This window comes from Streptomyces milbemycinicus (assembly GCF_002154605.1).
Lineage (GTDB): Bacteria > Actinomycetota > Actinomycetes > Streptomycetales > Streptomycetaceae > Streptomyces > Streptomyces milbemycinicus.
The window spans coordinates 14,673-35,894 of the sequence record NZ_MUNE01000227.1 but is presented as its reverse complement, the minus strand read 5'-3'; the positions used below and the strand labels follow the sequence as shown (position 1 = coordinate 35,894).

The window sequence follows — 21,222 nt, the reverse complement described above, 5'->3', positions numbered from 1 at the left end:
CCCACAACCAGCGGCAGCCCCAGGGTAGCCGTCGGCCGTACGGCAGCCCCGGGGCGCGGCAGGCAGGTCAGTACCCGCGCCCCGACACGGCAACGGTCACGAGCGCATCGGGGGCCGGTGGGTTCTGGACGTCCGACTCGATGCACACGCAGTACGTGGCGCAGCCGAACGGCGCCCACGTCGGGGGCGTCCCGTCGCGGCCGTAGACGTCCGGGGAGGACTCACACACGCCGCCGCACTCGACCAGGGCGCGGCCGACCTGACCGTCCAGGGTCAGGGCGCCGCCCGCGGGTACGAAAGCCACGTGGTAGACCGAGTGCGGGTTGCACCGCTCCAGGTCGGCGATCTGGGCACAGGTCAGGTCGTCGTGGCCCGGCGACCGCTCGTAGAACGTGATCGTCAGGTTCCGCAGGTCACTGCTCCCCGCCCGCACGGTGATCATCGGGGCGTCGACCGACCACCCCGGCCGGTGGGAGAGATCCATCTCGTAGCACTCGCGCTCCACGGCGAGCGGCAGGCAGAAACAGGTCTCCGGCAAGGTGGGCACGGGCGGCGCCGGTGGCGTGCATGACGGGTCCCCGCAACGAGCCGTCGGATCGGGACACCGCGCGAAACGGCACCCGGTGCACGGGACTTCCGGCTCCTCCTCGTGGACCGGCCAGCCGCTGCCGCACCCGCCGTCGACTACCGCGGCCGCGACCGTGCCGGGCGGGCAGTCCTCGGCGACTGGCAGGCAGTACGTCGGCGTGGGTGCACCGTGCAGGCACCAGGTCACGCACTCGTCGCTGTCGTCGGCCGGCGGCGTGACGGCCAGGATCGGCGTCGGGTCGGTCCACAGCCACGGGGCGCCGGCGGTGAGGACGAACTCAACGGTCACGATGTCCGCCCCGGATGAGCACTGGCCGCCGGTGCAGCCGTCGCCGGTGCGGGAGATGACGCGCGGCCCGTCGACCAGGGCGACACGGCGCAGCGACCGGCGGTGCCGCGCGTTGAACTCCTCCGGGGCCATGTCCTCCGTAGGACAGCAGTTGTAGAGGGTGAGGCAGTCCCCGTCGCACTGCCCGCCAGTGCAGCCTTGCAGCGCCTCCGCGAGCCAGTGAAGGCCGTAGTCCACAGCGCAGCACGTTGCGCCGAGGAGGAGGCCGGTCACTGTGATCGTGCGCGGGAGTGTGCGGGCCGGGCCGATGCTGCCTCCGCCGACGACTGCGTTCGTCACGGTCCGTTTGACCGGGTAGTCGTCCAGGCCCTCGGCGGAGAGCACCAGGAGGCCGGCGAAGTCCTCCGACTCTGGCACGTCCGGGTCCCACCAGGGGGCGGCGTCTTGCTCCGGCGTCGTGTAGGGAAGGTGGTCCAGCACTTCGGCTGTCAGGCTGTCACAGGCGCAAATGCTGGCCCCGGACGTCAGGGGTGACCCGACTGTCTGGAGGTACTGTCGCAACCGGGCGTGATTGACGATCTCGACGCCGCCGATTTCGATGAAGTCGGCCAGCACGGGCGTACCTCCGTCGCGGTGGTCGCCCGGCCCACAACCAGCAGCGATCTCAGCTTAGGGGACCCCTGCGGGGGTGGATGAGTCAGAGCGCGTAGGCCATCGACAGTCGGCGCAGCACGCGGCGGGCGGTCATCTCCGGGTCACCGACGGCGGTCATGTTGAAGACCGGCGCGATCGTCACGCCGCCGCTGCTGGACTTCTCGGGTGAGGCTTTGTCCCAGCCGAGGAGTTCGGAGAGATTCGCTTGCTCGGCGAGCTGCCGGGCGCGCTGCGGCCTGGAGAGCGGGATGACCACCTCGGGGCCGGCCTCGCCTATCAACGCATGTGTAGGGCCGTAGACAATGCCGCCGTTCGCGAACGGCAGCACTTTCCTGATCGGCCCTGGAAGGCTGTTCTTGATGGCGCTGGTGATCTTCGACCCGATGTTCCCCAACGCCGAAATGATCTTGCCGGGCAGGGAAGTGAACAGAGTCGCGATACCGCTGATCAGGCTGCTCACCGCCGACTTCACCCCAGCCCCCGCCGACCGGAACACTCCGGCGATCTTCGAACCCACCCCAGAAAGAGCGGAACCGATCTTCCCTGGCAAGCCACGGAAGAACCCAACGACGCTCGACATCAGCCCCGTTACCGCACTCACAGCGGCCGACTTGGCCCGTGTGAACACTCCCGTCACCGTGCTCACCACCGTCGAAATAGCCCCACCAACACGGCCCGGCAAGCCCGCGAAGAACCCGACCACAGCTGAAATCATTCCCGATACCAGCCCAGACACAGTTGTCCCCAGGTTCGAGAAGAACGAGATGACGCTACTCACAAACCCAGAGATACCCGTGATCACATTTGCCAGCGTTGTGACGATCGCCGACAGAACCGTCACCACACCTTGAATGATCGGCACCACCACCTGAATGGCCACCCACGACACAAACGCAGCTGCAATCTGCAAAATCGGCGCCAACAACTGAAGGGCCAGCGAGAGCAGTGGCGTCAATGCCTGCACCAACTGGAGAATCGGCGGGAGAATCGGAAGCAACGCCGTCAGCAACGCGCTGAACGCCTCCACCAGCGGAGGCAGTACCGGCATAAGGGCCGACACCCATTGCTCAATCAATGGCGCGAACGCTGCCGCCAACTGCCCGACAAACGTAGCCACCTGCAATAGCGCCGGAGCCAGCGCCGTCAGAATGTCAGCCAAAGCCTGACCTATCGTCGTCGCCAGCGGCGTCAACGCCGTCACCAACGTGGTGAACGCCTCTGCCAACGGAGGCAACACCGGAGCCAAGGCACCGGCCAGAGCGTCAATGACCGGCCCCAACGCCTGGGCAACAAGCTGAAGGACCGGCGCCAGCGCCCCCGCCAGCGTCGCCGCCAAATTCCCCACCAGCGGCAGCAAAGGCGCGACAGCCGACAAGATCTCGCCCAGGGCCGAGGCGAGCGGGCCCAACGCAGGCCCCACCGCCTCGAACGCTCCCGCCAACCCCTCAGCTACCGACTGCAACCCCGGGCCCAGCGAGGCAATCGCAGGCCCCACCGAATTGATCAACCCTGTGATCGCCGGGCCAATCGCCTCGAACACCCCCGCCAACGCCGGAGCAATCGCACCCACCTGTGTGACCAGCGCCGCGAAGATCGGCCCCAGCTGCTGGCCGATGGTGGACAGCGTGCCGAACAGGTTCCCGATAGCCGTCTGCCCGGTATCACTGTTTACGAAGTCGGAGAACGCCTGCGTAACCTCCTCCAACCGCGTGAGCAGTCCTCCGCCCGACGTGTCCGCCGCGCGGAACACGCCGCCGATGATGTCCCCGACGTTCCGCGCAATGTCACCGAGCTGCTGGAAGACCTCTACGGCCCCGCGTACCGCTTCAACCGCGCGCCCCGATGCTGCGGACACAGACAGCGCGGTCCCGATCCGCGCACCAACCTCGCCGATCGCTTCCCCGACCTGCGGGCCGAATGCCGCGGCGACGGCAGCCGCAACGTCGAGAAACCCCTTGGCGAGCGGCGCAACCGCCGTCTGGAGCCCGGACACCGCCCGGCGCGTGCCCTCAATGAGCCCCTGAAGGGGCCTCACGGCGTCCTGAGAGGCCGCGAACCGCAGCCCTTCCGACGCGGCCCGGCCGAACTCCGTGGCAACCCCGGATAGGCCCTCCCGCAGCGGCGTGAGGTTCCGGACCGCGGCGTCAATCTGCCCGGCGAACTGCTGAAAGAACGCCTGCTGCACCTGCTGCTGTACCGCCCGCAACTCCGGCACCAGATCACGGACCGCCCGCGCCGCATCCTGAGCCGCCGGAGCAAGGTTCTGAACAGCCTCCTCAAACTTCGCTGCGTCGCCCCCGAATGCGGCCTCCAGCGCATCGCCCACGCCCAGCGTCGCCAACCGCAGCGCGCCCATCGCCACCTGCGCCGCGCCCGCAGCCGCAGGCAGCGCAGCGATAGCACCCGCGGCCGGCGCCAGCGCGGACACCAGACCAGCCACCGCCCCAGCAGCATCGGTCACAGCCGTAGCCAAGACACCAAGCCGCAGCACACCAGTCAGCGCCCTGCCTACGCCCCCCGCCACACCCCCCAGCCCACGCAGCGCACGCGTCAGCCGGTCCGCATCGGCGTTGACGTTGACCGTCACATCCGGCGCCCGGTGCGCCCGGATCCGCGCGTCGAAGTCATCGAGGTCGGGGACGACCCGGATGCTCACCTCTTCGCCGGCGAGCAGGGCGCGGATCCGCTCGACGAAGCCGGTCAGGTCGGGGGCTACCGGGACATTGATCGAGTCGAGCGAGCGGAGCCCGTTGACGAGCTGCGCGTCAAACTGCCGGAGATCGGGGTCGACCCGGACGGTGACAGAGGCGGCGTTCAAGCCGCGCTGGATGTTCCGACGGATCTGGCCGCCGACGTTGCGCGTCGCGCGGTCAAGCGCCCGCTGGATGCGGATGCCGAGGTCGCGTGCGTCCCGGACGATCCCGCTGTCGTCCAGCGTGATCGTGATCCGGGCGGACCCGTAGTCCTCGTCCTCGCCGGCCACCGGGCAACCCCGCTTTCGCGTGTGGTTGCCCGGCCCAGAACCAGCGGCTTGCGGCAGCGCCTACGGGCCTGCCGTGATCTCCAGATTATCCGCCCTACCGGCCTTGGAGGCGTGCCTCCTCCGCAGCAGCCTGCGCCATGAGCGCCCGGGCCTGGCCCGCATCGACACTGGCCGCCCCGCGCGGACGTCCGCCCCCGGAAGGTGGCCGCCGGCGCGCCCCGTCCGGCGGGGCGTACAGCCGGGCCCGGTTGCGTTGCCGTTCCGCGTCGTCCTTCGCCGCGGAATCCATGGCTACCTCAGCGGCGTTCAGCAGCCGCTTCAGCGGCCAGTCGTGCGGGTTGACGCCCTGGAGGGCGAGGCCCCCGTCGAACGCCTCCCAGCCTGCCGCGACGGAGTCGAGGATGCGGAAGACGACGTAGTAGGGCGGTTACCACCCCCATACAGCTCCACGACCCACTCCAGCAGCTCCACCACTACGCGGGTGGGCAGCCGCAGGGCGTCCACGATGCGCGTGCCCGGGTGCTCGGCGACGTACGCCTCCGCCGCCTCCAGGTCGGTGAAGGACTCCAGCACCGCGTCGGCCTGGTCCTTGACGTCCAGGCGCAGGAACAGCTCCGAGGACTCCGGCAGCATCTGCCGGGCCAGGAACAGGCGCACCCCCCGGGCGGTGCGGCGCACGTCGCTGGGGTCCGCCTCACCGAGGTTGTCCAGGTCCACCCCCTTGGCCTTCTGCGCGTCCCGCAGCTCGGCGTAGGCGTCCATGAACTCATCCCCGAAGACCTCCGGGGCGAACAGCAGCTCTGTCCCGCCGATGTCGGCGACGTGGGGTTCGGTGTGGAGGGCAAAGCTCTTCCGCACGGGGTTTGTCCTTGTCTCCCGCTCCTCGCCCGGCCCAAAACCAGCAGCGCAGTGGAAGGGTAGCGGGCGCGATCCTCTGGGCCCTTCAGCACGCCGCTCTACGGCATGATCAGATCATGGATATGCAGGGGGTCGGGGCCATCGCAGCGGCAGCTGTGGCGGCAGCGGGCATTCCGATCGCGCTTGTGGTGGGTCGTTGGCAGATGCGCGGTGCCGTGCGCGCAGCTGATGCCAGCTACAGCGCCGCGCTGGATGCCGTTCGAGCACAGGCCATGACCGCACACTCCCAGTGGCGGCGAGGCCTACGACGAGACGCGTACTCGGCGTTTCTCCTCGCCGTGCATGACGTCCAGGCGGCTGCGGCCTCACTGATCCGCAATGGACAGGGCTTCGAGCCGGGAGAGTTGGCATCGAAGAACGCCGCTATTGACGAAGCACTCAATGCTCTTCAAGCCGCCAAGCTCGTCATCCAACTGGAGGGTCCAGACGACCTCGCCGTGCAGGCATGGAACATAGCCTCTGACTGCAAGCGGTATGCCAGCGCCAGGCAGTATCGAGCCCGACTGGAAGATGCCCGGCACACCTTGCGGACTACCTGCCAGAGGAGCCAGCCGGGACACCCGCTGCTTCGCTTCATGGAGATCGTCAACGAAGTCCTGTCGCTCGTCCTGGAGTATCCCGGCGATCCCGCGGTCCTGGAGGCAGAGCTCAACGGGACTGGGCCCTCGCGTATCCGCGAGCTGAAGGAGGAGGCGATTGCTGTCCTCCGTCAGGTGCCCGAGCACCGCGTCCACGGGATGCACGTCCTGCAAGAGCATCTAAGGCACCCCCAAGAGGAAGATCCCGATGCTCCCCTCCCTCTACTGTCAGCGCTGGAGGCGGCTCGCTTCGACTTCGTGAGGTCAGCGCGCAGCGTTCTTGATTCGAGCGGACACACCTGAGAGTCATCGGCCGAGTCGCAGTGCCCGAGCGAGGAAGTTGTTCGCCCGAGTACCGGGGTGCCGTACGAACGCGGAGAACACCACACGGCCGTCGACCTCGAACCGCAGTGCCCTCGCGCGTCGGGGGCGGATGATGTGTGGGCGGGTGCCGTCGAGGACGTACCTGACCGCAGGGTGATCGCACACAATCACACCTTGAAGGCCACGCGGCCCCTCCTGCACCTTCCATGAGATGTAGTTGCCCATGCTGCCGGGGGCCTCTCGCCGGGCGATGTCCGCGACACGTTCCGTGCGCTCGCGTAGCCGCCGCTCGGCCCGTCCACCACGTAGGCGTAGGAGCCGCGCCAGCCGGGACGGGTCGATCGTCACCTCAACACTCACAGCGGCCTCCTCTGGTCTGGTGGTGTGGTGCCCCACGGCCCTGGTGAGGCCGTGGGGCACCCGCACGTGCCGGTCAGAGCACGTTGATGAACACGTTGACGAACACGAGGACGTCGTTCAGGACGTTGATCACTGTCACCACTCCCTTCCTTCCGGTTGCAGCCACCCCCGCCCGGGGACCCGGGCAGGGAAACCTGAGCGGCCCTAACCGCCCCCCGCCGGGCACGGGTCGCAGCCCGGCAGCGCCGCGGTGACCCGCTGCTCTATACCGACGCACCCGCCTTGCGGACCCATGACCCGGGAGGCGCCGAGCACGAACCGCCGGCCGCGGCGCCCGCCCCCGGTGCGGGGCACGCAGCACAGCAGCGCGTTGTAGACGGTGAACTGGTCCACGTGCAGGACCCGCGCGGCGGCCTCCTCCTCCTCGCACGACGGCGGACAGCCCTGCTCGGTGGGACCCGGGGCGCACCGCAGCAGCGTGACCACCAGCTCCACCGCGGTCACCGGGGGCGGCGCGCACTCGCGCAAGTCCCGCACGGTGCGGTCCTCCGCCGGGAACGAGCTGGTGGTCGACGGGTAGATACGGGCCACGTTGACCGTCAGCTGCCCGCCGGCCTCCCCGGTGCACGGGTCCTCACACCCGTCCCAGGCCGGTGTGCCGGGCACGAGGCAGGTCCGGCAGTCCGGGCAGGCCGGTTGCCCCTCCACCTTCGCCGCGGTGTCCTCCAGCGCCGCGCACACACAGCCGAGGACAGCCTCAGCGAGGTCATGGATCGCGAGCGGATGCAATGCCATACGAGCCCCCTCCCTATGGCCAAACCTGGAGGCGCGGGCGCTTCAGGTCCGGGGAGTAGACGCGGCTCGGGGAGGTCTGCCGGTAGGGGTTGACGGCGGTCAGCCACATGTCGACGGCCGGGATGCCGGTCCGCATCTCCGAGTAAATGACCGTCGGGTCCGCGAACTCCAGGTCGACGCCCTGCCGGGACAGCCGACTGAGGGCCTTATTCGAGGCGACCTTGCAGCCGCAGCCGCCCGAGCAGTCCTTGACGAGGTGGCAGACCAATGAGCTGAACGCGGCGATCGCCGCCTCATCGAGCGGCAGACCAATCCGGTAGGTGACGCAGAAGGTGTTCGGGTTTCCGCACGGTGCGGCCATGTCCTGGCAGTCGGGCCAGCACCCGCCGTCCGTACGGACGAGGAGCCCGGACGCGTCGACACGGTAGGCACCGTCTCGCGGCAGCATCACGCCGTCGAGCTCCACGGCCACGACGTCGTACACGGGGCCTTCGAGGCGTACTTCGCACAGCTCACCGCATGAACAGTCGGACTGGCAGCCGCACACGCTAGCGTTGCGCCAGGCTCCGTCGCGGCCGAGGTACGGGATCCACGGGCCGGCCGTTTCACCGCGCACGGTGAGCGGGGAGGAGTCGAGGCAGCGTTTCCGGCACGGCCGCACAGTGAACGGGCACGACGGCCCCCAGCGTCGGCCGGACAGCGCCCACAGGAGGCGGGTCGCGATGGCGCGCTGCCGGTCGATGACCTCCTGGTCGACGCCGTCCGGGAGGTTGCAGCACACCGGGTCGAACGGCCACGGCTCGCACGGGCCCGTGTGGAGTGGCATGGGTCAGCGCCTCCCACGCTTCTCGTACGGGCTCGGCTGCGGGAACGCATCGCGGATGAGCCGGCCGACCGCCCCGTTGTGGAAGCTGTCCGGCATCGTGGACAGGAACGGGGAGGCGGTGTCGAACTGAGGGCCGCGGCGGGCCACCTTGACGTCCCGCATCGGCGTGCCAGTGATGCCGTTCAGTACGCCGTACACGGTGCGCTTGTGGATGTCATGGCCCTGCCCGGCCTCCAGGGCCCGCAGCATGCCCTCCTTGTGGACCGGCAGCGGCACGTGCAGCTCGAACGACGTCGGATCCGCATGCCCGAGGCCGACGAGGAAGGCGTGCGTCTCCCGCATTGCCGCGACGTACACGCTGGAGCGGGTGCCGTACTGGGCGAACACCTGACGCACCGGCCCGCGGTTGAAGACAGGGAACGGCATGGGCTGCGGACTCATGACGAAGAAGTCGTCATTCGCCCACAGGAACGGGTCGGAGACCTTCGGGTGTTCGCACGCGGCGCGCATCGCGGCCGTCGTGTTGATGTACGAGGGGAGCCCGCGCTGGTGGGTGGGGATGTGGCGGGCGCCGGCGGCCCACCATGGCCGGTAGCCGACGATCCACACGTGCCGGTGCGGGAGGTGGGCCGTCCACGAGCGCAGCGCGTACCGCAGCTGCTCGTTGTGGGCCCCCTCCCGCACCGGAACGACGATGTCCGGCAGTTCCATTACGAGGCGAGGGACATGGAGTCGCAGGTGACCGGCGTGTAGTCACACGACGGCTCCGGCGGCGCGATCGTCGTGATGAACGTCCTGCGGTGGCAGGACGAGTCGAGCGGCGTGAGCATCGGGCCCGGGGTGCCGGCCTTGTCGATCGACTGCACGTCGTACGGGCCCACGCCCCAGGAGCCGCCCGCACGGGTGGAGCCGGTGATTTGGAGCGTCACGGCCTCCGAGCCGATCTCCAGGTCGCCGATGATCCCGTTGGTGACCCAGGGCATCAGCCAGTACAGCCACTGGCCCTGGGCGCCGTCATCGCACTCCTCGCCCAGGACCTCCGCCCAGAGTTCCAGCGCGAAGCCGGTGTTGCACTGGATGGAGCAGGTGTCGATGCCGATCGGGGTGCCGTCGTAGCCGAGGTATACCGGGTTGCCGGTGAGGATCTCGATCATCTCCGGGGACACGGAGAACACATTGATTTCGAGATCCAGCCCGTTGAAGGTCGGGCAGCCCCGCTTGAACCCGCAGACCTTGCCGTTCGCGGCCTTGTACTGGATATCGTCGCCGTCGTCGGAGTTCACGTTCATGGCGAGGCTGGAAAAGCACTCGAAGACGAACCCGTTGTCGTCGCCACACACCGGGTTTCCACACTGGTCGACGCGCGTGATCCGCATAACGTCCGCGTTAGCGATCAGGGGACAGGACATGGGCCATAGCTCCCTTTGCTGCAAAGGAGCCAGGCCCTAAACCATCGGCGTTGTCGAACAGGATAGCTGTGGTGGATCACGCAGCCGATGCTTCAACCTCCCGTGACAGCAGCGCCTGGACGGCCTCCACCCACTGCTTGATCTCCGCGCCCATCTGGTTCGCGAGGAACGCGCTGCGGGCGAACGCGGCTGCGACGGCTGCGGCCCGGCGCTCCCCGTCCGGGTACAGCTCTCTGATGGCCGCCACCCACGAGCGGACGTCCTCCCGGTCGATGAACATGCCCGCGTTCCCCAGCGCCTCGCGCAGGCCGGAGGTAGGGTGGGCGATGACGGGGATTCCGGAGGCGAGGGCCTCCACGGCGGCCATGCCGTACGACTCGTAGATGCTGGGCATCATCAGCACCCGCGTGTGCGCCCACACGTCGCCGCGCATGTTGGAGGTCTGGGGGATGATCCGCATGTTCCGCAGCACCGGGCGCAGGATCTGTTTGCCGTGGCCGCCGATTACGCCGAGGAAGGGACGGGTGCGGAGGTTGGCCGCAGCCCCGCGCCACGTGTCCACGCCCTTGTGCCGGTTGAGGTTGACCAGCGTGACGCGGTCGCCCCTCGTTGGGGCGCGGTGCTCCTCCGGGATCACTGGCGGGTGCACGACCAGGGATGGGATGTGGTCGACCTCGAGGTAGCGGGGGGCCAATGAGCGGCGGACCCATTCGGTGTTGTAGACCACCAGGTCCGGCCACAACGCGAGGGGGCGGGCCGCGATATCGAAGTCGGAGTGCACGACCAGCACCGACCGTGCCCCGATGCCCTTGGACAGGGAAATGGAGCTCTCGGCGAAGTCGTGGTGTGAGACGAGGATGCGCGGCCTCATGGACCGGATCGCGCCGTCGGCAGCGAGCGGGTCCAGCGCGGCATAGGGGATGCCGTCCGCCTCCCAGGAGGGCGGGGCCTCGGGCATGGCGGAGCACACCACCAGCACGTCAAGGCCCGCGTCCTTGAGGGCGCGCATCATGGTGTGGAGCATCGTCTCTGAGCCTGCGCGCCGGTACGGCACCCCGAAGTGGATCCAGGCAACGACGTCCGGCGTCGGCGACTGCTGGTGCAGGGAGTTCAGGGCGTCAGCGGAGCGCGCGGCGAGCTGCTCGCCGGCGTCGGGGCGGCGCACGCTCATGCACGCGGCCTCGAACTGGCGCAGGTTCCCCGCGTAGTCCAGGCCGGCCGCGTGCGACCGTGCCTTGGCCGAGGCCGTGGCGTAGGCGTCCGGGTCCGACAGCAGGCGGCGCAGCTCCTCCACCCACCGGTCGATGTTCTCGCGGGGGATGTATGTGGCCGCGTCCCCGAACGCCTCGCGCATGCCCGGCAGCGGGGCGGCGAGCACAGGGATGCCGGACGCCATCGCCTCCACGCCGGCCCGCCCGTAGGACTCCACTGTGGACGGCATGAGCAGCACGCGGGTGCTGGCGTACACCTCGCGCGGGTCGCCCCGCTCGATCAGCACCACGTTCCGCGGCATCCTCGCCGGGACGCGGCCCACGGTCTTCACCACCAGGAACCGCGTGTCCGGCATCCGTGCGGCGATGTGGGCGAGCACGTCCGCGCCCTTGGCGACCGTGGCCCCGTTCAGGGTGGCCATGTCCCCCGGCGTCGTGCCGTACGCGGCCGGGTTGATCGGGGGCGGCAGGACGAGCGCCGGGCCGCCATAGTCGGCGTAATGGTCGCGGCAAGCCTGCGAAGGGAACCAGGCCAGGGCCGGGCTCCCGAGGTTCCGGGTCGCCGACATGCCGTGCACCATCAGCAGGTGCGGGATCCTCCCCAGCTGCCGGACGATCTGCGCGGCCCGCCGGTCCCCGTGGTGGGTGATGATCAGCTGTGGCCGCTCCTTGTGGATGGCCGACCGCCAGGTGCCCAACGGCCACACCTGTACCCCGTCCTCGGTGCGGGAGCGGCCGGACTGACGGCCCGTGGTGACGACCTGCACGGAGTGCCCTGCCCCAACGAGCCCGCGGATGTACTCGCGGGTGGTGATGACCGCTCCCGTCGGGGGCACCCGCCCGTAGGTCGGCAGGACGGCCAGGATGCGCATGTGGTCTCCCGTTCTGGTGGTGCAGCGTGCTCTGTTCCCGCGGCGGCCGGAGACGGCCGACGGGTCTCGTCAGGGGGCCGGGGCACGCTGGTAACCGGAGATGTCCCGGGCAACGGGCTCCGGGATACCGGCCTCCAAGAGCGCGTTGTAGGCGGCCTCGTGGCGCGCGTCGTCGGCGGCGCGGAGCTGCTCGGCATACGCGGTGACGCGCGCCTCGGCCTCGGCCCAAGCGGCCTGCCCCTCCTCGTCGGTGAGCTCCTGGCCGCCCTCCGGCATACCAGCGGCCCCGGGGTCGGACTCCACGATCTCCATGACGCTGCCGGAGGCCGTACGGACGTAGCGGGTTGTGTCTGGCACGAGGGTCCTCCGAGGCTAGAGCGCGAAGATCATCGCGCGGACGAACGACTGAACGCGGTTGTAGGTCGCGCCTCCGGCACCCCAGCCCATACCGATATCGAGGCTGAATGTGATCGTCCCGCCCGGCGGAATCGTCCTGTTCCCGGTGACCTTCGTGTTCTGGGTGTGCACGTCGTACATCGTGCTGCCCCCGGTGTTCTGGACTCGGTACATCTCGTCTCGGGCGATGAAGTACGCCGCGCGTCCACCTGGCGGGAGCACGAAATCGACGTCGACTTCGACCTCAATGAGCACGACCGCCTCACGGCACGGATCCGGGTTGGTGATGTCGAGAGTCCGCAGAGCCACCGTCGTGCCGTCAGAGTTGGCCGTCGTCGGTACCACCGGATTGTCGGGGAAGACCTCGTTCACGGACGACTGCGCATAGTCATAGACCGGGCGCGGCTCCGAGCGCAGGACACCGGCCGTGTCGCAGTACACACCGCCCGCGTGCGTGTCGAGGTCACATGGGTACGGCCACGCCGACACGGCGGCGGTCAGAGGGCTCGTGGCGCTGCCGCCGCCCGTAAGGCCGCAGCCGGTGGCCAGCGGCGACCTACTGATCACATGGGTGCAAGGCCGGTTGCTGCCGCAGCATTTGCTCACCAGGGTCTCCGTCTCAGGTGCTGTCGGTTTGGCCGCGTGGATTCGGGGTGGCGTCAGTCGCTGTCCGTGTGCGTCGTCTCGGTCCAGTTGATGAGGAAGTCGGACGTCCCCGCGGTGCCGTTGAAGATCAGCGCCCCGTCGAGCTGGGCATGCTCGCTGTTCTCCACGCCCCACGTCAGGACGGTCCCGGTGGGCACCGTGACGTCATCGGCGTACGTGACGGGGCTCCCGGAGCCTGCGGCCCGGATGCGCACCGGGCCCGTGATGACGCGCAGCGTCAGCGTCTGCACGTTGAAAGCGTCGTCGAAGTTTTCCGAGGCGACGCTGCCCGTGTAGCGCTTCACGCGAGGCCGGAGCCGCTGTGTCGGGACCGAGTGCGCGCCTGGGAGCACATCGACGTCACACTGGATCACCTGCTCCATCGGCGGCGCCGCGACGACCGCCCCCGAAGCGTCCGTCCACCGCACGCTGGTAGATCCGTCGCAGGCGCGTTCCATGATCCGCCGGTAGTAGGTATCCGGCACGGACACGACGATCGGATCAAAGGTCAGCGTCTCGTTGGTGTCCGTGTTCGTCGCTGTCAGCCGCCCGTACTGCACACCGGTCGGCGGCAGCGCCCGTGACCGCACGAAGTACGCGCACTCCTCGGACTGCACGACGCTCCAGCTCCCGGCGAACGGATCCCACATGTTGAGGGTCGTCGCGAAATCGTTCAGCCACGGGATAGTGCAGTTGTCCCACCCGTCGACGGTGGGGGCGGCGAGGACGTTCCGGCCGTTGATGACCCAGGAGGTGACGCGGACGTTCGGCGTCGTGCACACCCCGGCCGGAGCCCCGTTGATCCGGGACATGCCGCACGGGGTGTCGCCGCTGTTGTCGTAGGACACGTACCGGTACCCGGGGATCTTCCAGCACTCTGTCGCGATGTCGCTCGGGCAGTCCAGCGACAGCGCTGCTCCGGTTCCAGACATCAGCCACCCACCTTCATTGGACGGATACGGGACCAGCCAGCGGCACGGGCCATCCTCAGATCACCCTGATGCCGTTGTCTTGTGCGTGTAGTTCGTGACGACGTCCGCCCCAGCCGCAACCGTGACCGACAGCACCGACAGGACCGAGTCATCGTCGTCCGCGACGGACCACGTCAGGGACAGGCCGGCCGGGATCGTCACGGTGCCCGATGAGGTGGTGACCTGGGCGGTGCCAGTGAGGACGGTGACGGTAGCGGACTGCAAGCCCGGGGCCGCGGCCTTGACGTCGAACGTGCCAGCAGCGATCTGCCGGTTGAGACCGGTGCCCACTACAGCATCCGGCGTCGGGGGCGCTGTGCACGTGCCGATCGTGCCTGTCACCGTGTACGGGGTCACGGCGTCGAGGGCGGTGTCTACCGCGCCAACGGGGTTACCGGTCTGGTCATAGCGCACGTGCCGCAGAAACGGCACTGAAGCGCCACCAGGAGCGACGTCGCACAGGACGACCGGCTCGCCGTCCAGGCGCGCCTCGTCGTCCGTTGTGCAGTCGACGGGCGATGTCGGCGTGTAGGGCTTGCTGAGGTCGCCGTCCTCGTATGTGCCCAGAAGTGTCGGGGGCTCGCCGTTGCACGTGTCGACCGCCCACAGCTCGGTATACAGCACGTCGCCGACGCCGTCCCCGTCGGTGTCGTCGCACCGGCATGCCTCGGTAACCGAGCGGGCGGGACACGGCTGCGGCTCGGGTGCCTGTCCCCCGCCTGCGGTATGGCACTGGCCGATCGTGCCGGTCGGCGTGTACGGCGTCCCGTCCATCGTGGTGTACGTGACGGACTCGACCTGTCCGGTCTTGCAGTCGGTGACGACGGTCGCCAGGACCTGCTCAGCGCAGCCGGTCTGGTCATACGTTGTCTCGGTCGTGAAGCCGGACAGCTCCCATGAGTTCTGGGACGGGGTGATGCCGTCGCAGGAGTCGTAGGTGTCGAAGCCGAGTACCACAGCGATCTGACCGGCGGCGAGGTCAGCGGCCGGGACGTCCGCCCCTACCGTCAGCGTGCCCGTCCAGCCCAAGGGGGTGTTGTTGGGCGGCGCGTCGTGGATGACCTGCGTGGTGCCGTTGAAGAGGAACATCCAGCCGACGGGGCCGCAGCCGGCCGTCGGGCCGAGCTGCGCGACGTCGACGGATGCCTTCACGTGCGCCATGCCGGTATCGCACGCCGGGCGGGCCGCCTGCACGATCGCCGCGACGGTCCGTACCACGCCGGAAGGGTGCGGACCTGGCGCCTGGTCCGGTCCGATGGTGATGCTGCCGCCGTCCCACAGGACTTGTGCGCCGCCGGGCACGGGGGTGGTCGGCGGGCTCCTGAAGTACGCGGTCGGGTCCGTGTCCGTGACCGTCGGCGTGGGCGTCCCGTCCGTGGGCAGGTCGCACAGCAGGAGCGTGCTGGAGTTCCGGCACGACTCCTCCGCCCCCTCGCACACGCCGACCGTCCCGGCCGGGGTGTACGGGGTGACGCCGTCGAGCTCGGTGTCCGTGACGGCCGGGGCCGTGGCCTCTTCGGTGTAGGTCAGGTGCCGCAGGAAGGCGGTCGCGGTGCCGTCTGCGGCGGTGTCGCACAGCGTCAGTACCTCGGCGTCCTGCCACGGGCAGCAGGCCCCGTCGCCACTTCCGGCGCAGGGCACGAGCCGGTGGTTCGGCGGAATGGTGTCCTGCCGAGCGCCGGTCTCGTCGAGGTAGTAGACCTGGCCGCCAGGCTCGATCACCTGTGTCCAGACCTGCGGCTCATAGTCGTATGCCGCTTTGACGTGGAGCATCATCCCGGCGCTGTTCGGGCTCGGGCACGCGGCGGGTTGCGCCTCGAAGATCTGGACGATGACGTCGTTCATGCCCGGCCGGCCGCCGGGGACGGCGGTCGGGGGGAATGTCCAGGCAGGTGGGTTGAATCCGGCGGCGGCGACGGGCTGCCACGGGCCGTCATTCAGCCGCCACTGGACGACGTCGTTGTCCGCGTTGAGGACCGTCGCGGCGATCCGGATCGTGTCCGGGTTCACGTTGGGCGGGAGGTTCCACGAGGCGCGGGTGTACCAGGTCGCCGGGACGGGCGGTGATGTCTCCCCAGGGGTCGGACAGACAGTGTGGTCGGCATGAGGGCCGACCCAGTGCGCGGGCCTCGTGGTGTCCGTGTCGGTCAGCGTCCACGCTGGGTTTGGCTGGACCCGGTACATCGGATACCAGATGCCGGAAAGGTCCGGCGCCCACACCCAGTCCGAGTCAACGCCGCTGCCAGCGCCCGGCTCGTTCGTCAGGAACTCGGTCTCGCCGGACTCCACCACGCAGACCTGTCGGGTGATCCGGTCCGGTTGCGGACACGTCGACAGCACTGCGCCGGCCGGTACCTGGGCCTCGGCGCCGGTTGCCAGGTCCACCAGCCGCTGCCTGGTACGGTCCCCGGTCTGGTCGTCGTAGGTCCACTCCGCCAGGACCCTGCCCACCACGTTGCCGGATGCCTCATCGATGAGGCACAGCACGCCGGTTTCGACGTCCACCCGCGGTTCGGTGCACTGACCGACTGTGCCCGTCGGCGTGTACGGGGCGCCGTCGAGGGTGTAGTCCGTGTGGCCGGTGATCGTGCCGTTCTCGTCCCGGCGGAAGTCCCGCACGAACGAGGTGCGGGTGCCATCCTGCTGGGTGTCGCACAGCACGACGAGATCCAGGTCGGGCTGCTCGACTGCGGCCGGGCAGTGCCGCAACTCCCCTTGAAGGGTGTAGGGGTCGCCGGTGGCGGCGTCCAGGAGTGTGACGGAGGCAAGGGAGCCGTCCGGGTTGTAGGCGTACTGGAGCAGCACCAGGCCCAGGACGTCACCCGTCGCCGGGGCGATATCGCACAGCACCCCGGCGAGCTCGAAGGCGCGCGAGTCGCCGCACGCCATGGCTCCGGCCGGAGGTGCGCCGACCGAGAACTGTCCGGTGGTCAGGTTGATCCATCCCTCGGACGTGACGCCTCCGGCGCAGTCCCGGACGACGCAGACGGCAATCGGGGTCCCGTCGGGCAGGCACAGGCCCACCGTGGCTACAGGCTGCGTCGGGGCCTCGCACACCGCAGCCCCGGGCCCACATTGGCAGTTCGTGAAGTTGCCTCCGACGGGCATCAGTTCACTCCGCTCTTGGTCATGACTCGTCGCCCGCGCAGGGTCCGAGGAAGTTGATGTATGCCGCGCCGCCGTCCAGGACTTCGACCGTGAAGGGCGTGCACAAGGTGCCCGGGGCGGAGCCCGCGGGCGGCGCGGACCAGGACAGGCCCGTGCCGCACTCGTTGATCTGCGTTGAGTTGCCAGCGCAGTCCGTGACCACCACCGGCCCGCATGCCACCTGAAGGGCCACGGATTCGGTTCCCTCAGGCATCGTCCACGTCTCCGGGCCACTCAGCCCGAGGAGCTGCGGGCAGAGCGGCGTGGGTTCGCACTGCTGACAGGCGGAGCAGTCGCTGACATCCCCGGCCGGGGTGTAGGGCGTGATGCCGTCGATGGCCGTGTCGGTGCTCGCGGTTACCTGGCCGTCGCAGTCGTGCACAAGGTGCCGCAGGAACGGGACGCATTCGCCGCCGTCGGTCTGGTCGCACAGGCGTAGCGCGGTGGCGCTGGCGCACCGGTCGCCGCCGCACGGGCCTGCGTCTACTGGCGCCGTGCCAGGGGTGAACGTGCCGGTCGCGGGGTCGATCCAGCCGACGACTTCCGGGTCCGGCGCCGCCTCGCCGCACGCAGCGCAGCCGGACCGTACGACGAGGAGGACCGCGGTCCCGTCCTGGCGGCACAGCGGGGTGGAGGCGATCGACGGGGCGCAGCACGTGGTGACGTTGACCTCTACCGGCTCGCCGCCTCCGCCGGGCGCGCAGGGAACAGGCTCGATCGCCATCGGTTCATGCCTCCCTGTGTGCCATGCGGCGGTGCGTGTCCCTGCCGCGTCGGGTCTTGAAGTCGCGGAGGCAGACGTCACAGGCCGGCTTGTCGGCGGTGGCGTCTTCTTCGGCGACCGGGGCGGCCGTCGCGGCGGTCTGGACGGTCGCCGGATCGGTGGCGGCCACGTTCTCCGGCTCGGCCGGCGGGACGGCGTCCGGCCCGTACGCGCTGTCCGGGACGGGCGGTGGCGCCTCACCCGGCATTGCCGTCCGCACCTCCGGGACCGCGGTAAGGCGCTCGTCTTCCATCGGGGACCGGTAGCGGTGGCCATCCACGAGGGAGTCGATCAGCAGCTCCTCAGGCATGTACGTGAACAGGTGGGGCGGCAACGCGAACTCGGTCGTGGAGCAGGTGCGGACCTTCGGGGTCTGGGCGACCGCCCATCGGGCGAAGTCCACGCGCAGCGCCCGAGTGGGCTGGACAGTGATCATGTTCACGGACAAAGCACCACCCGGATCGCTGCGGCCTCACAGCACGCGACCTCCACTACGAACGACCGCTCGGCGAGCACGAATCGGTCGTTCGTGCTGATGCGAAAGCTCTCGGCGTCGGTGCCCGGCACGATGGCGGGGGCTTCACGGCGCACGCGGATGGGGCCAGTCACGAAGAGCCATGCCTCTCCGGCGGGGGCCTGTGTGCAGTCCGGCGGGCCGACGTTCACGGAGTAGCCGCTGCCCATGATCACGCAGTTGCCCATGAGGGTGCGCGGCACCCCGTCCTCCAGGTGCACGACGTTGCAGCAGCCCAGCAGGGCGGCGGCGCCGGCCGGGACGTGGAGGATGCCCTGACCGCCGTATGTCTCAACCAACCACCCCTCCAGGGCGGCCACGCCCTGCGCGATGGACACGGCCCCGGCGGTGGGGGTGAGGTCCGCGGCCATGGGACAGAGCACGTCCCGCGCGAACCACTCCTCCAGTGCGCGCTGCGAGCCCATACGCAGCGTCTCGCGGGCGTGCTGGACCGCCTCCTCATACGGCCAGCCGACCGTGGAGCAGGTGGCGCCGGCGTAGATGGTGATCGGCGAGGCGGAGCACACCCCGGGCCGCTCGAACGTCTTCGCCGTCGGCCCCGGGGTGCTGGAGTCCTCCGGGCACCAGTCCCAGTCGTGGGCAGCGGCGCACGAGAGCGGCATCCACTCCGTGCCAAGGAGCTCGTGCACGTCCTCCACGTCGATGATGTCGACGCAGCCGCCGAGGATGCCATGCGGCAGCGGCGTGCCGGGAATGGCCTCAACGCGTCGGCGGAGTCCGGCTGCTGGCATCTGCCTCACCTCCTCTCATCCAGGCAGCCCCGGCCGGGCAGGGGGCCGGGGCTGCGCATCGGGTGAAGGGGTCAGCTGCTGCCGGCGGCGCAGACGAGCTCCAGCTGAGCGCCGGTGGCACCGTCCGGGCAGACCGGGACGGTAACGATGCGGGTGTCCACCGAACGGTCGACCAAAGCGGTGCATTCCTCCGCAAAAAGTGCGGTGTAGTCGTTGGTCACGAACTTGGTTGAATCATGAACAACACCCAGATTGATCTCCTCGCCGCGCCCGATCTGGAGAGAGCCGGACGGGTAGACGAGGAACTGGACGGCAGCGGGCCACTCAGTGGCCGCGGTGGCGCCGCCGATGTCGGCGGGGACAGCCGGGGACAGGCCGCGGGCGAACTGCACGCGCACGCCGAGGGTGGAGAACACGTCCTGAATGCAGGTCGGGGACAGGTCGCAGATGTTGACGCCGTTCTGCCGGGCGAGGTCGCCCAAGAAGAGATTGCGGCTCCACCAGGGGAACACGACCTCCAGCGCGACCGTGTCACAGAGGCTGTGCCGCTCGATCATGTCCGCGGCTTGGAGGGCGACGGCGTTGTAGATGGCGGACAGGGCACCGAAGGTCGGCGCAAGCGTGACGGGGGTGGCGGTGTTGAGGGCCTGCTGGAACAGGACCTGCTTGAGGCGGATCTCGTGCGCCACCATCGAGTTGCGCAAGTACCACGCCACCAGCTCCGGGAAGTGCCGCTGCGTCAGGATGCCCGCCTCCAGGCAGACACCGACCGCGTCGCAGCGCACCTCGACGGGGTCCGGGCAGGGGATCTTGAAACACGGTTTGGTGGCGCCGCTGATGTCGTCGGCCTCAGTGTGCACCCACGTGAGGGAGCCGACGTCCAGGGACAGCGGCTTGTAGTACCTCAAACCACCCCGCGCGAGCTGGATCTCCGGGGCGTCCCACAGCATGTCCGGGCAAGCCACGCCGGTAATGTCGTACAGCGTCTCCGACGGCGCACACCATCCGCCTGAGGCCACGAGGTCGCCCTTCGGAAGCCGCCCCTGGTTCTGCGCGGCGATGGCCACCGTGGTGCCCTCCGGCGCGCTGCTGGAGTCGGTGACAATCAGCTCCTGCGCGAACGGGTGCCGATAGCTGATCACCTGGCCAGTTCCGCCGCCGGCCGTCTTGAGCGCGTTGGCGCGGCTGATGATGCCGGTCACCACCTGCCCGAAATCGAGCGGGGCCCCCGGGGTATAGCCGGGGACATCCACCGCAGCGGTGATGTGCGTGCCCGGGGCTGGCGGCTCCGGCAGGACACGCGGCTGTACGGCGCGCACGGAGGCGAGGTTGAGGGCCGGGCGCCTGACCAGGGCGGAGGAGGCGGACACCTGCGGCTCCGGGGTGGGCTCCGGCTCGGCCGGCGTCTCCGGCTCCACCTGGGCGGCGGGCTCGGCCGGGGGCTCCGGGGCGGCCGTCGGGTCCTCGCCACGGACCTGCGCGGCGAGCTGCTCAATCTCCGCCGCGGCGGCCTTGGCGGCGTCGAGGCGGTCGGTCTGCTCCTTGCGCATCGCCTCCACGCCGGAGGCGAGGGAGCGCAGGTCTTCGATGTCCTTCGGGGTGACGAGGCTGGACTTTGCCTTGGCGTCGAATGCCTGGACGGCGCCCTCAAGAGCCGCAGCGAGCTGCTCGTCATCCAGGGCGGTGAGATCTTCGGGCAGGGGGAGCTCGAACGGCTCAGCCATGTACGGGACTCCTGATACTTCGCAGGAGTCCGGCCCTAAACCAGCGACTGCCAGGCATATTAGCCGACGAGGCGGCCAGCCCTGTGTGTCAAGGCTGGCCGCCATGCGGTGTGCTCACGCCTTCGTGGCCGCGGGCGGGGTGTTGGTGGCGCCGAGCGGGAGCACGACGCTGCCCGGGTAGTTGACGGACACGCTGCCCGCGAGTGTCACGTTGGTGGTGGTGAAGGCGACGCGACCGTTCCCGCCGTCAAGGACGACCTGATACGTGGTCTTGCCCTTGCGAGTGGCAGCGCGTGCGCCGGTGGACTGCTTGCGGACGCCGCCGCAGCCGCATCCCATAGGGGGCCTCCTACTTCTTGGCGACTTCGCGGACGGTGCGGCCCTCGCCACGCGCGGCCATGGCGTCTGCGGTGGTCTTGTACGGGGTGGGTCCGAAGACGCGGGTGCCCGCGGCGTCGATGACCTCGTACTGGGTCTTGTTCTTCTGGCAGGCGCACGGCATG

Annotated in this window: 20 protein-coding genes; 1 reads left to right on the top strand and 19 read right to left on the bottom strand. The window is 69.4% G+C overall.

Going from position 1 to position 21,222, the window contains the following annotated elements; all coding sequences use genetic code 11:
- Positions 1-67: 67 nt before the first annotated feature.
- The 3 genes from CCN51_RS19630 to CCN51_RS19615 form a co-directional block, all read right to left on the bottom strand.
- Positions 68-1,357, bottom strand: a complete 1,290-nt coding sequence (locus CCN51_RS19630) for a hypothetical protein (protein ID WP_342749385.1) — start codon at positions 1,355-1,357, stop codon at positions 68-70.
- A 217-nt stretch (positions 1,358-1,574) separates the two neighbouring features.
- A complete protein-coding gene (locus tag CCN51_RS19625; RefSeq protein WP_086859906.1) occupies positions 1,575-4,514 on the bottom strand; it encodes a hypothetical protein in 2,940 nt (979 codons plus the stop codon).
- Positions 4,515-4,832: 318 nt separating this feature from the next.
- Positions 4,833-5,372 carry a hypothetical protein gene (locus CCN51_RS19615; RefSeq protein WP_086859903.1) on the bottom strand — a complete coding sequence of 180 codons (540 nt, stop codon included), beginning with the start codon at positions 5,370-5,372 and terminating at the stop codon, positions 4,833-4,835.
- Between the two features lie 116 nt (positions 5,373-5,488).
- Here CCN51_RS19615 and CCN51_RS19610 point away from each other — a divergent pair, with 116 nt between their 5' ends.
- On the top strand, positions 5,489-6,313 hold the full coding sequence (locus tag CCN51_RS19610; protein WP_086859901.1) for a hypothetical protein: 825 nt from the start codon (positions 5,489-5,491) through the stop codon (positions 6,311-6,313).
- Positions 6,314-6,316: 3 nt separating this feature from the next.
- On the opposite strand, the gene CCN51_RS19605 is transcribed toward CCN51_RS19610, so the two are convergent.
- From CCN51_RS19605 to CCN51_RS55005, 16 genes are all read right to left on the bottom strand, one after another.
- The gene (locus CCN51_RS19605; RefSeq protein WP_086859899.1) at positions 6,317-6,694 is read right to left on the bottom strand and encodes a hypothetical protein; all 378 of its coding nucleotides are present in this window, start codon (positions 6,692-6,694) and stop codon (positions 6,317-6,319) included.
- Positions 6,695-6,898: 204 nt separating this feature from the next.
- Complete coding sequence (locus CCN51_RS19600) at positions 6,899-7,489, bottom strand: hypothetical protein (RefSeq protein ID WP_086859897.1); 591 nt, start codon at positions 7,487-7,489, stop codon at positions 6,899-6,901.
- 13 nt (positions 7,490-7,502) lie between these two features.
- Positions 7,503-8,315: a hypothetical protein gene (locus CCN51_RS19595; RefSeq protein ID WP_086859895.1), complete on the bottom strand. Its 813-nt coding sequence runs from the start codon at positions 8,313-8,315 to the stop codon at positions 7,503-7,505.
- A gap of 3 nt (positions 8,316-8,318) precedes the next feature.
- The gene (locus tag CCN51_RS19590; protein ID WP_086859893.1) at positions 8,319-9,026 is read right to left on the bottom strand and encodes a hypothetical protein; all 708 of its coding nucleotides are present in this window, start codon (positions 9,024-9,026) and stop codon (positions 8,319-8,321) included.
- The gene (locus CCN51_RS19585; RefSeq protein ID WP_342749384.1) at positions 9,026-9,691 is read right to left on the bottom strand and encodes a hypothetical protein; all 666 of its coding nucleotides are present in this window, start codon (positions 9,689-9,691) and stop codon (positions 9,026-9,028) included. Before CCN51_RS19585 ends, CCN51_RS19590 begins: the two co-directional genes overlap by 1 nt.
- Positions 9,692-9,800: 109 nt before the next feature.
- Positions 9,801-11,807 carry a glycosyltransferase family 4 protein gene (locus CCN51_RS19580; RefSeq protein WP_086859889.1) on the bottom strand — a complete coding sequence of 669 codons (2,007 nt, stop codon included), beginning with the start codon at positions 11,805-11,807 and terminating at the stop codon, positions 9,801-9,803.
- A 69-nt stretch (positions 11,808-11,876) separates the two neighbouring features.
- Complete coding sequence (locus CCN51_RS19575) at positions 11,877-12,164, bottom strand: hypothetical protein (protein ID WP_086859887.1); 288 nt, start codon at positions 12,162-12,164, stop codon at positions 11,877-11,879.
- 15 nt (positions 12,165-12,179) lie between these two features.
- On the bottom strand, positions 12,180-12,575 hold the full coding sequence (locus tag CCN51_RS19570) for a hypothetical protein (RefSeq protein ID WP_143675845.1): 396 nt from the start codon (positions 12,573-12,575) through the stop codon (positions 12,180-12,182).
- Between the two features lie 287 nt (positions 12,576-12,862).
- Positions 12,863-13,780, bottom strand: coding sequence for a hypothetical protein (locus CCN51_RS19565; RefSeq protein WP_086859883.1), 918 nt, complete (start codon positions 13,778-13,780; stop codon positions 12,863-12,865).
- Between the two features lie 60 nt (positions 13,781-13,840).
- A complete protein-coding gene (locus CCN51_RS19560) occupies positions 13,841-16,927 on the bottom strand; it encodes a hypothetical protein (RefSeq protein ID WP_143675844.1) in 3,087 nt (1,028 codons plus the stop codon).
- A gap of 19 nt (positions 16,928-16,946) precedes the next feature.
- Entirely contained in the window at positions 16,947-17,690 is a 744-nt protein-coding gene (locus tag CCN51_RS19555) for a hypothetical protein (RefSeq protein WP_086859879.1), read from the bottom strand.
- A 4-nt stretch (positions 17,691-17,694) separates the two neighbouring features.
- Entirely contained in the window at positions 17,695-18,165 is a 471-nt protein-coding gene (locus CCN51_RS19550) for a hypothetical protein (RefSeq protein WP_245881650.1), read from the bottom strand.
- 2 nt (positions 18,166-18,167) lie between these two features.
- Positions 18,168-18,995 (bottom strand): hypothetical protein, encoded by an 828-nt coding sequence (locus CCN51_RS19545; RefSeq protein ID WP_086859874.1) that lies wholly within the window; start codon positions 18,993-18,995, stop codon positions 18,168-18,170.
- Between the two features lie 71 nt (positions 18,996-19,066).
- Positions 19,067-20,719: a major capsid protein gene (locus CCN51_RS19540; RefSeq protein ID WP_086859872.1), complete on the bottom strand. Its 1,653-nt coding sequence runs from the start codon at positions 20,717-20,719 to the stop codon at positions 19,067-19,069.
- A gap of 114 nt (positions 20,720-20,833) precedes the next feature.
- Complete coding sequence (locus CCN51_RS19535) at positions 20,834-21,058, bottom strand: hypothetical protein (protein WP_086859870.1); 225 nt, start codon at positions 21,056-21,058, stop codon at positions 20,834-20,836.
- 10 nt (positions 21,059-21,068) lie between these two features.
- On the bottom strand, positions 21,069-21,221 hold the full coding sequence (locus CCN51_RS55005) for a hypothetical protein (protein ID WP_158104691.1): 153 nt from the start codon (positions 21,219-21,221) through the stop codon (positions 21,069-21,071).
- Between the last annotated feature and the right edge of the window lies 1 nt (position 21,222).

Coding starts and splice junctions, on each gene's coding strand:
- CCN51_RS19565 (WP_086859883.1), bottom strand. CDS start 13,780: ATGTCTGGAACCGGAGCAGCGCTGTCGCTGGACTGCCCGAGCGACATC.
- CCN51_RS19540 (WP_086859872.1), bottom strand. CDS start 20,719: ATGGCTGAGCCGTTCGAGCTCCCCCTGCCCGAAGATCTCACCGCCCTG.
- CCN51_RS19600 (WP_086859897.1), bottom strand. CDS start 7,489: ATGGCATTGCATCCGCTCGCGATCCATGACCTCGCTGAGGCTGTCCTC.
- CCN51_RS55005 (WP_158104691.1), bottom strand. CDS start 21,221: ATGCCGTGCGCCTGCCAGAAGAACAAGACCCAGTACGAGGTCATCGAC.
- CCN51_RS19535 (WP_086859870.1), bottom strand. CDS start 21,058: ATGGGATGCGGCTGCGGCGGCGTCCGCAAGCAGTCCACCGGCGCACGC.
- CCN51_RS19585 (WP_342749384.1), bottom strand. CDS start 9,691: ATGCGGATCACGCGCGTCGACCAGTGTGGAAACCCGGTGTGTGGCGAC.
- CCN51_RS19545 (WP_086859874.1), bottom strand. CDS start 18,995: ATGCCAGCAGCCGGACTCCGCCGACGCGTTGAGGCCATTCCCGGCACG.
- CCN51_RS19555 (WP_086859879.1), bottom strand. CDS start 17,690: ATGGCGATCGAGCCTGTTCCCTGCGCGCCCGGCGGAGGCGGCGAGCCG.
- CCN51_RS19580 (WP_086859889.1), bottom strand. CDS start 11,807: ATGCGCATCCTGGCCGTCCTGCCGACCTACGGGCGGGTGCCCCCGACG.
- CCN51_RS19590 (WP_086859893.1), bottom strand. CDS start 9,026: ATGGAACTGCCGGACATCGTCGTTCCGGTGCGGGAGGGGGCCCACAAC.
- CCN51_RS19560 (WP_143675844.1), bottom strand. CDS start 16,927: ATGCCCGTCGGAGGCAACTTCACGAACTGCCAATGTGGGCCCGGGGCT.
- CCN51_RS19550 (WP_245881650.1), bottom strand. CDS start 18,165: ATGATCACTGTCCAGCCCACTCGGGCGCTGCGCGTGGACTTCGCCCGA.
- CCN51_RS19610 (WP_086859901.1), top strand. CDS start 5,489: ATGGATATGCAGGGGGTCGGGGCCATCGCAGCGGCAGCTGTGGCGGCA.
- CCN51_RS19595 (WP_086859895.1), bottom strand. CDS start 8,315: ATGCCACTCCACACGGGCCCGTGCGAGCCGTGGCCGTTCGACCCGGTG.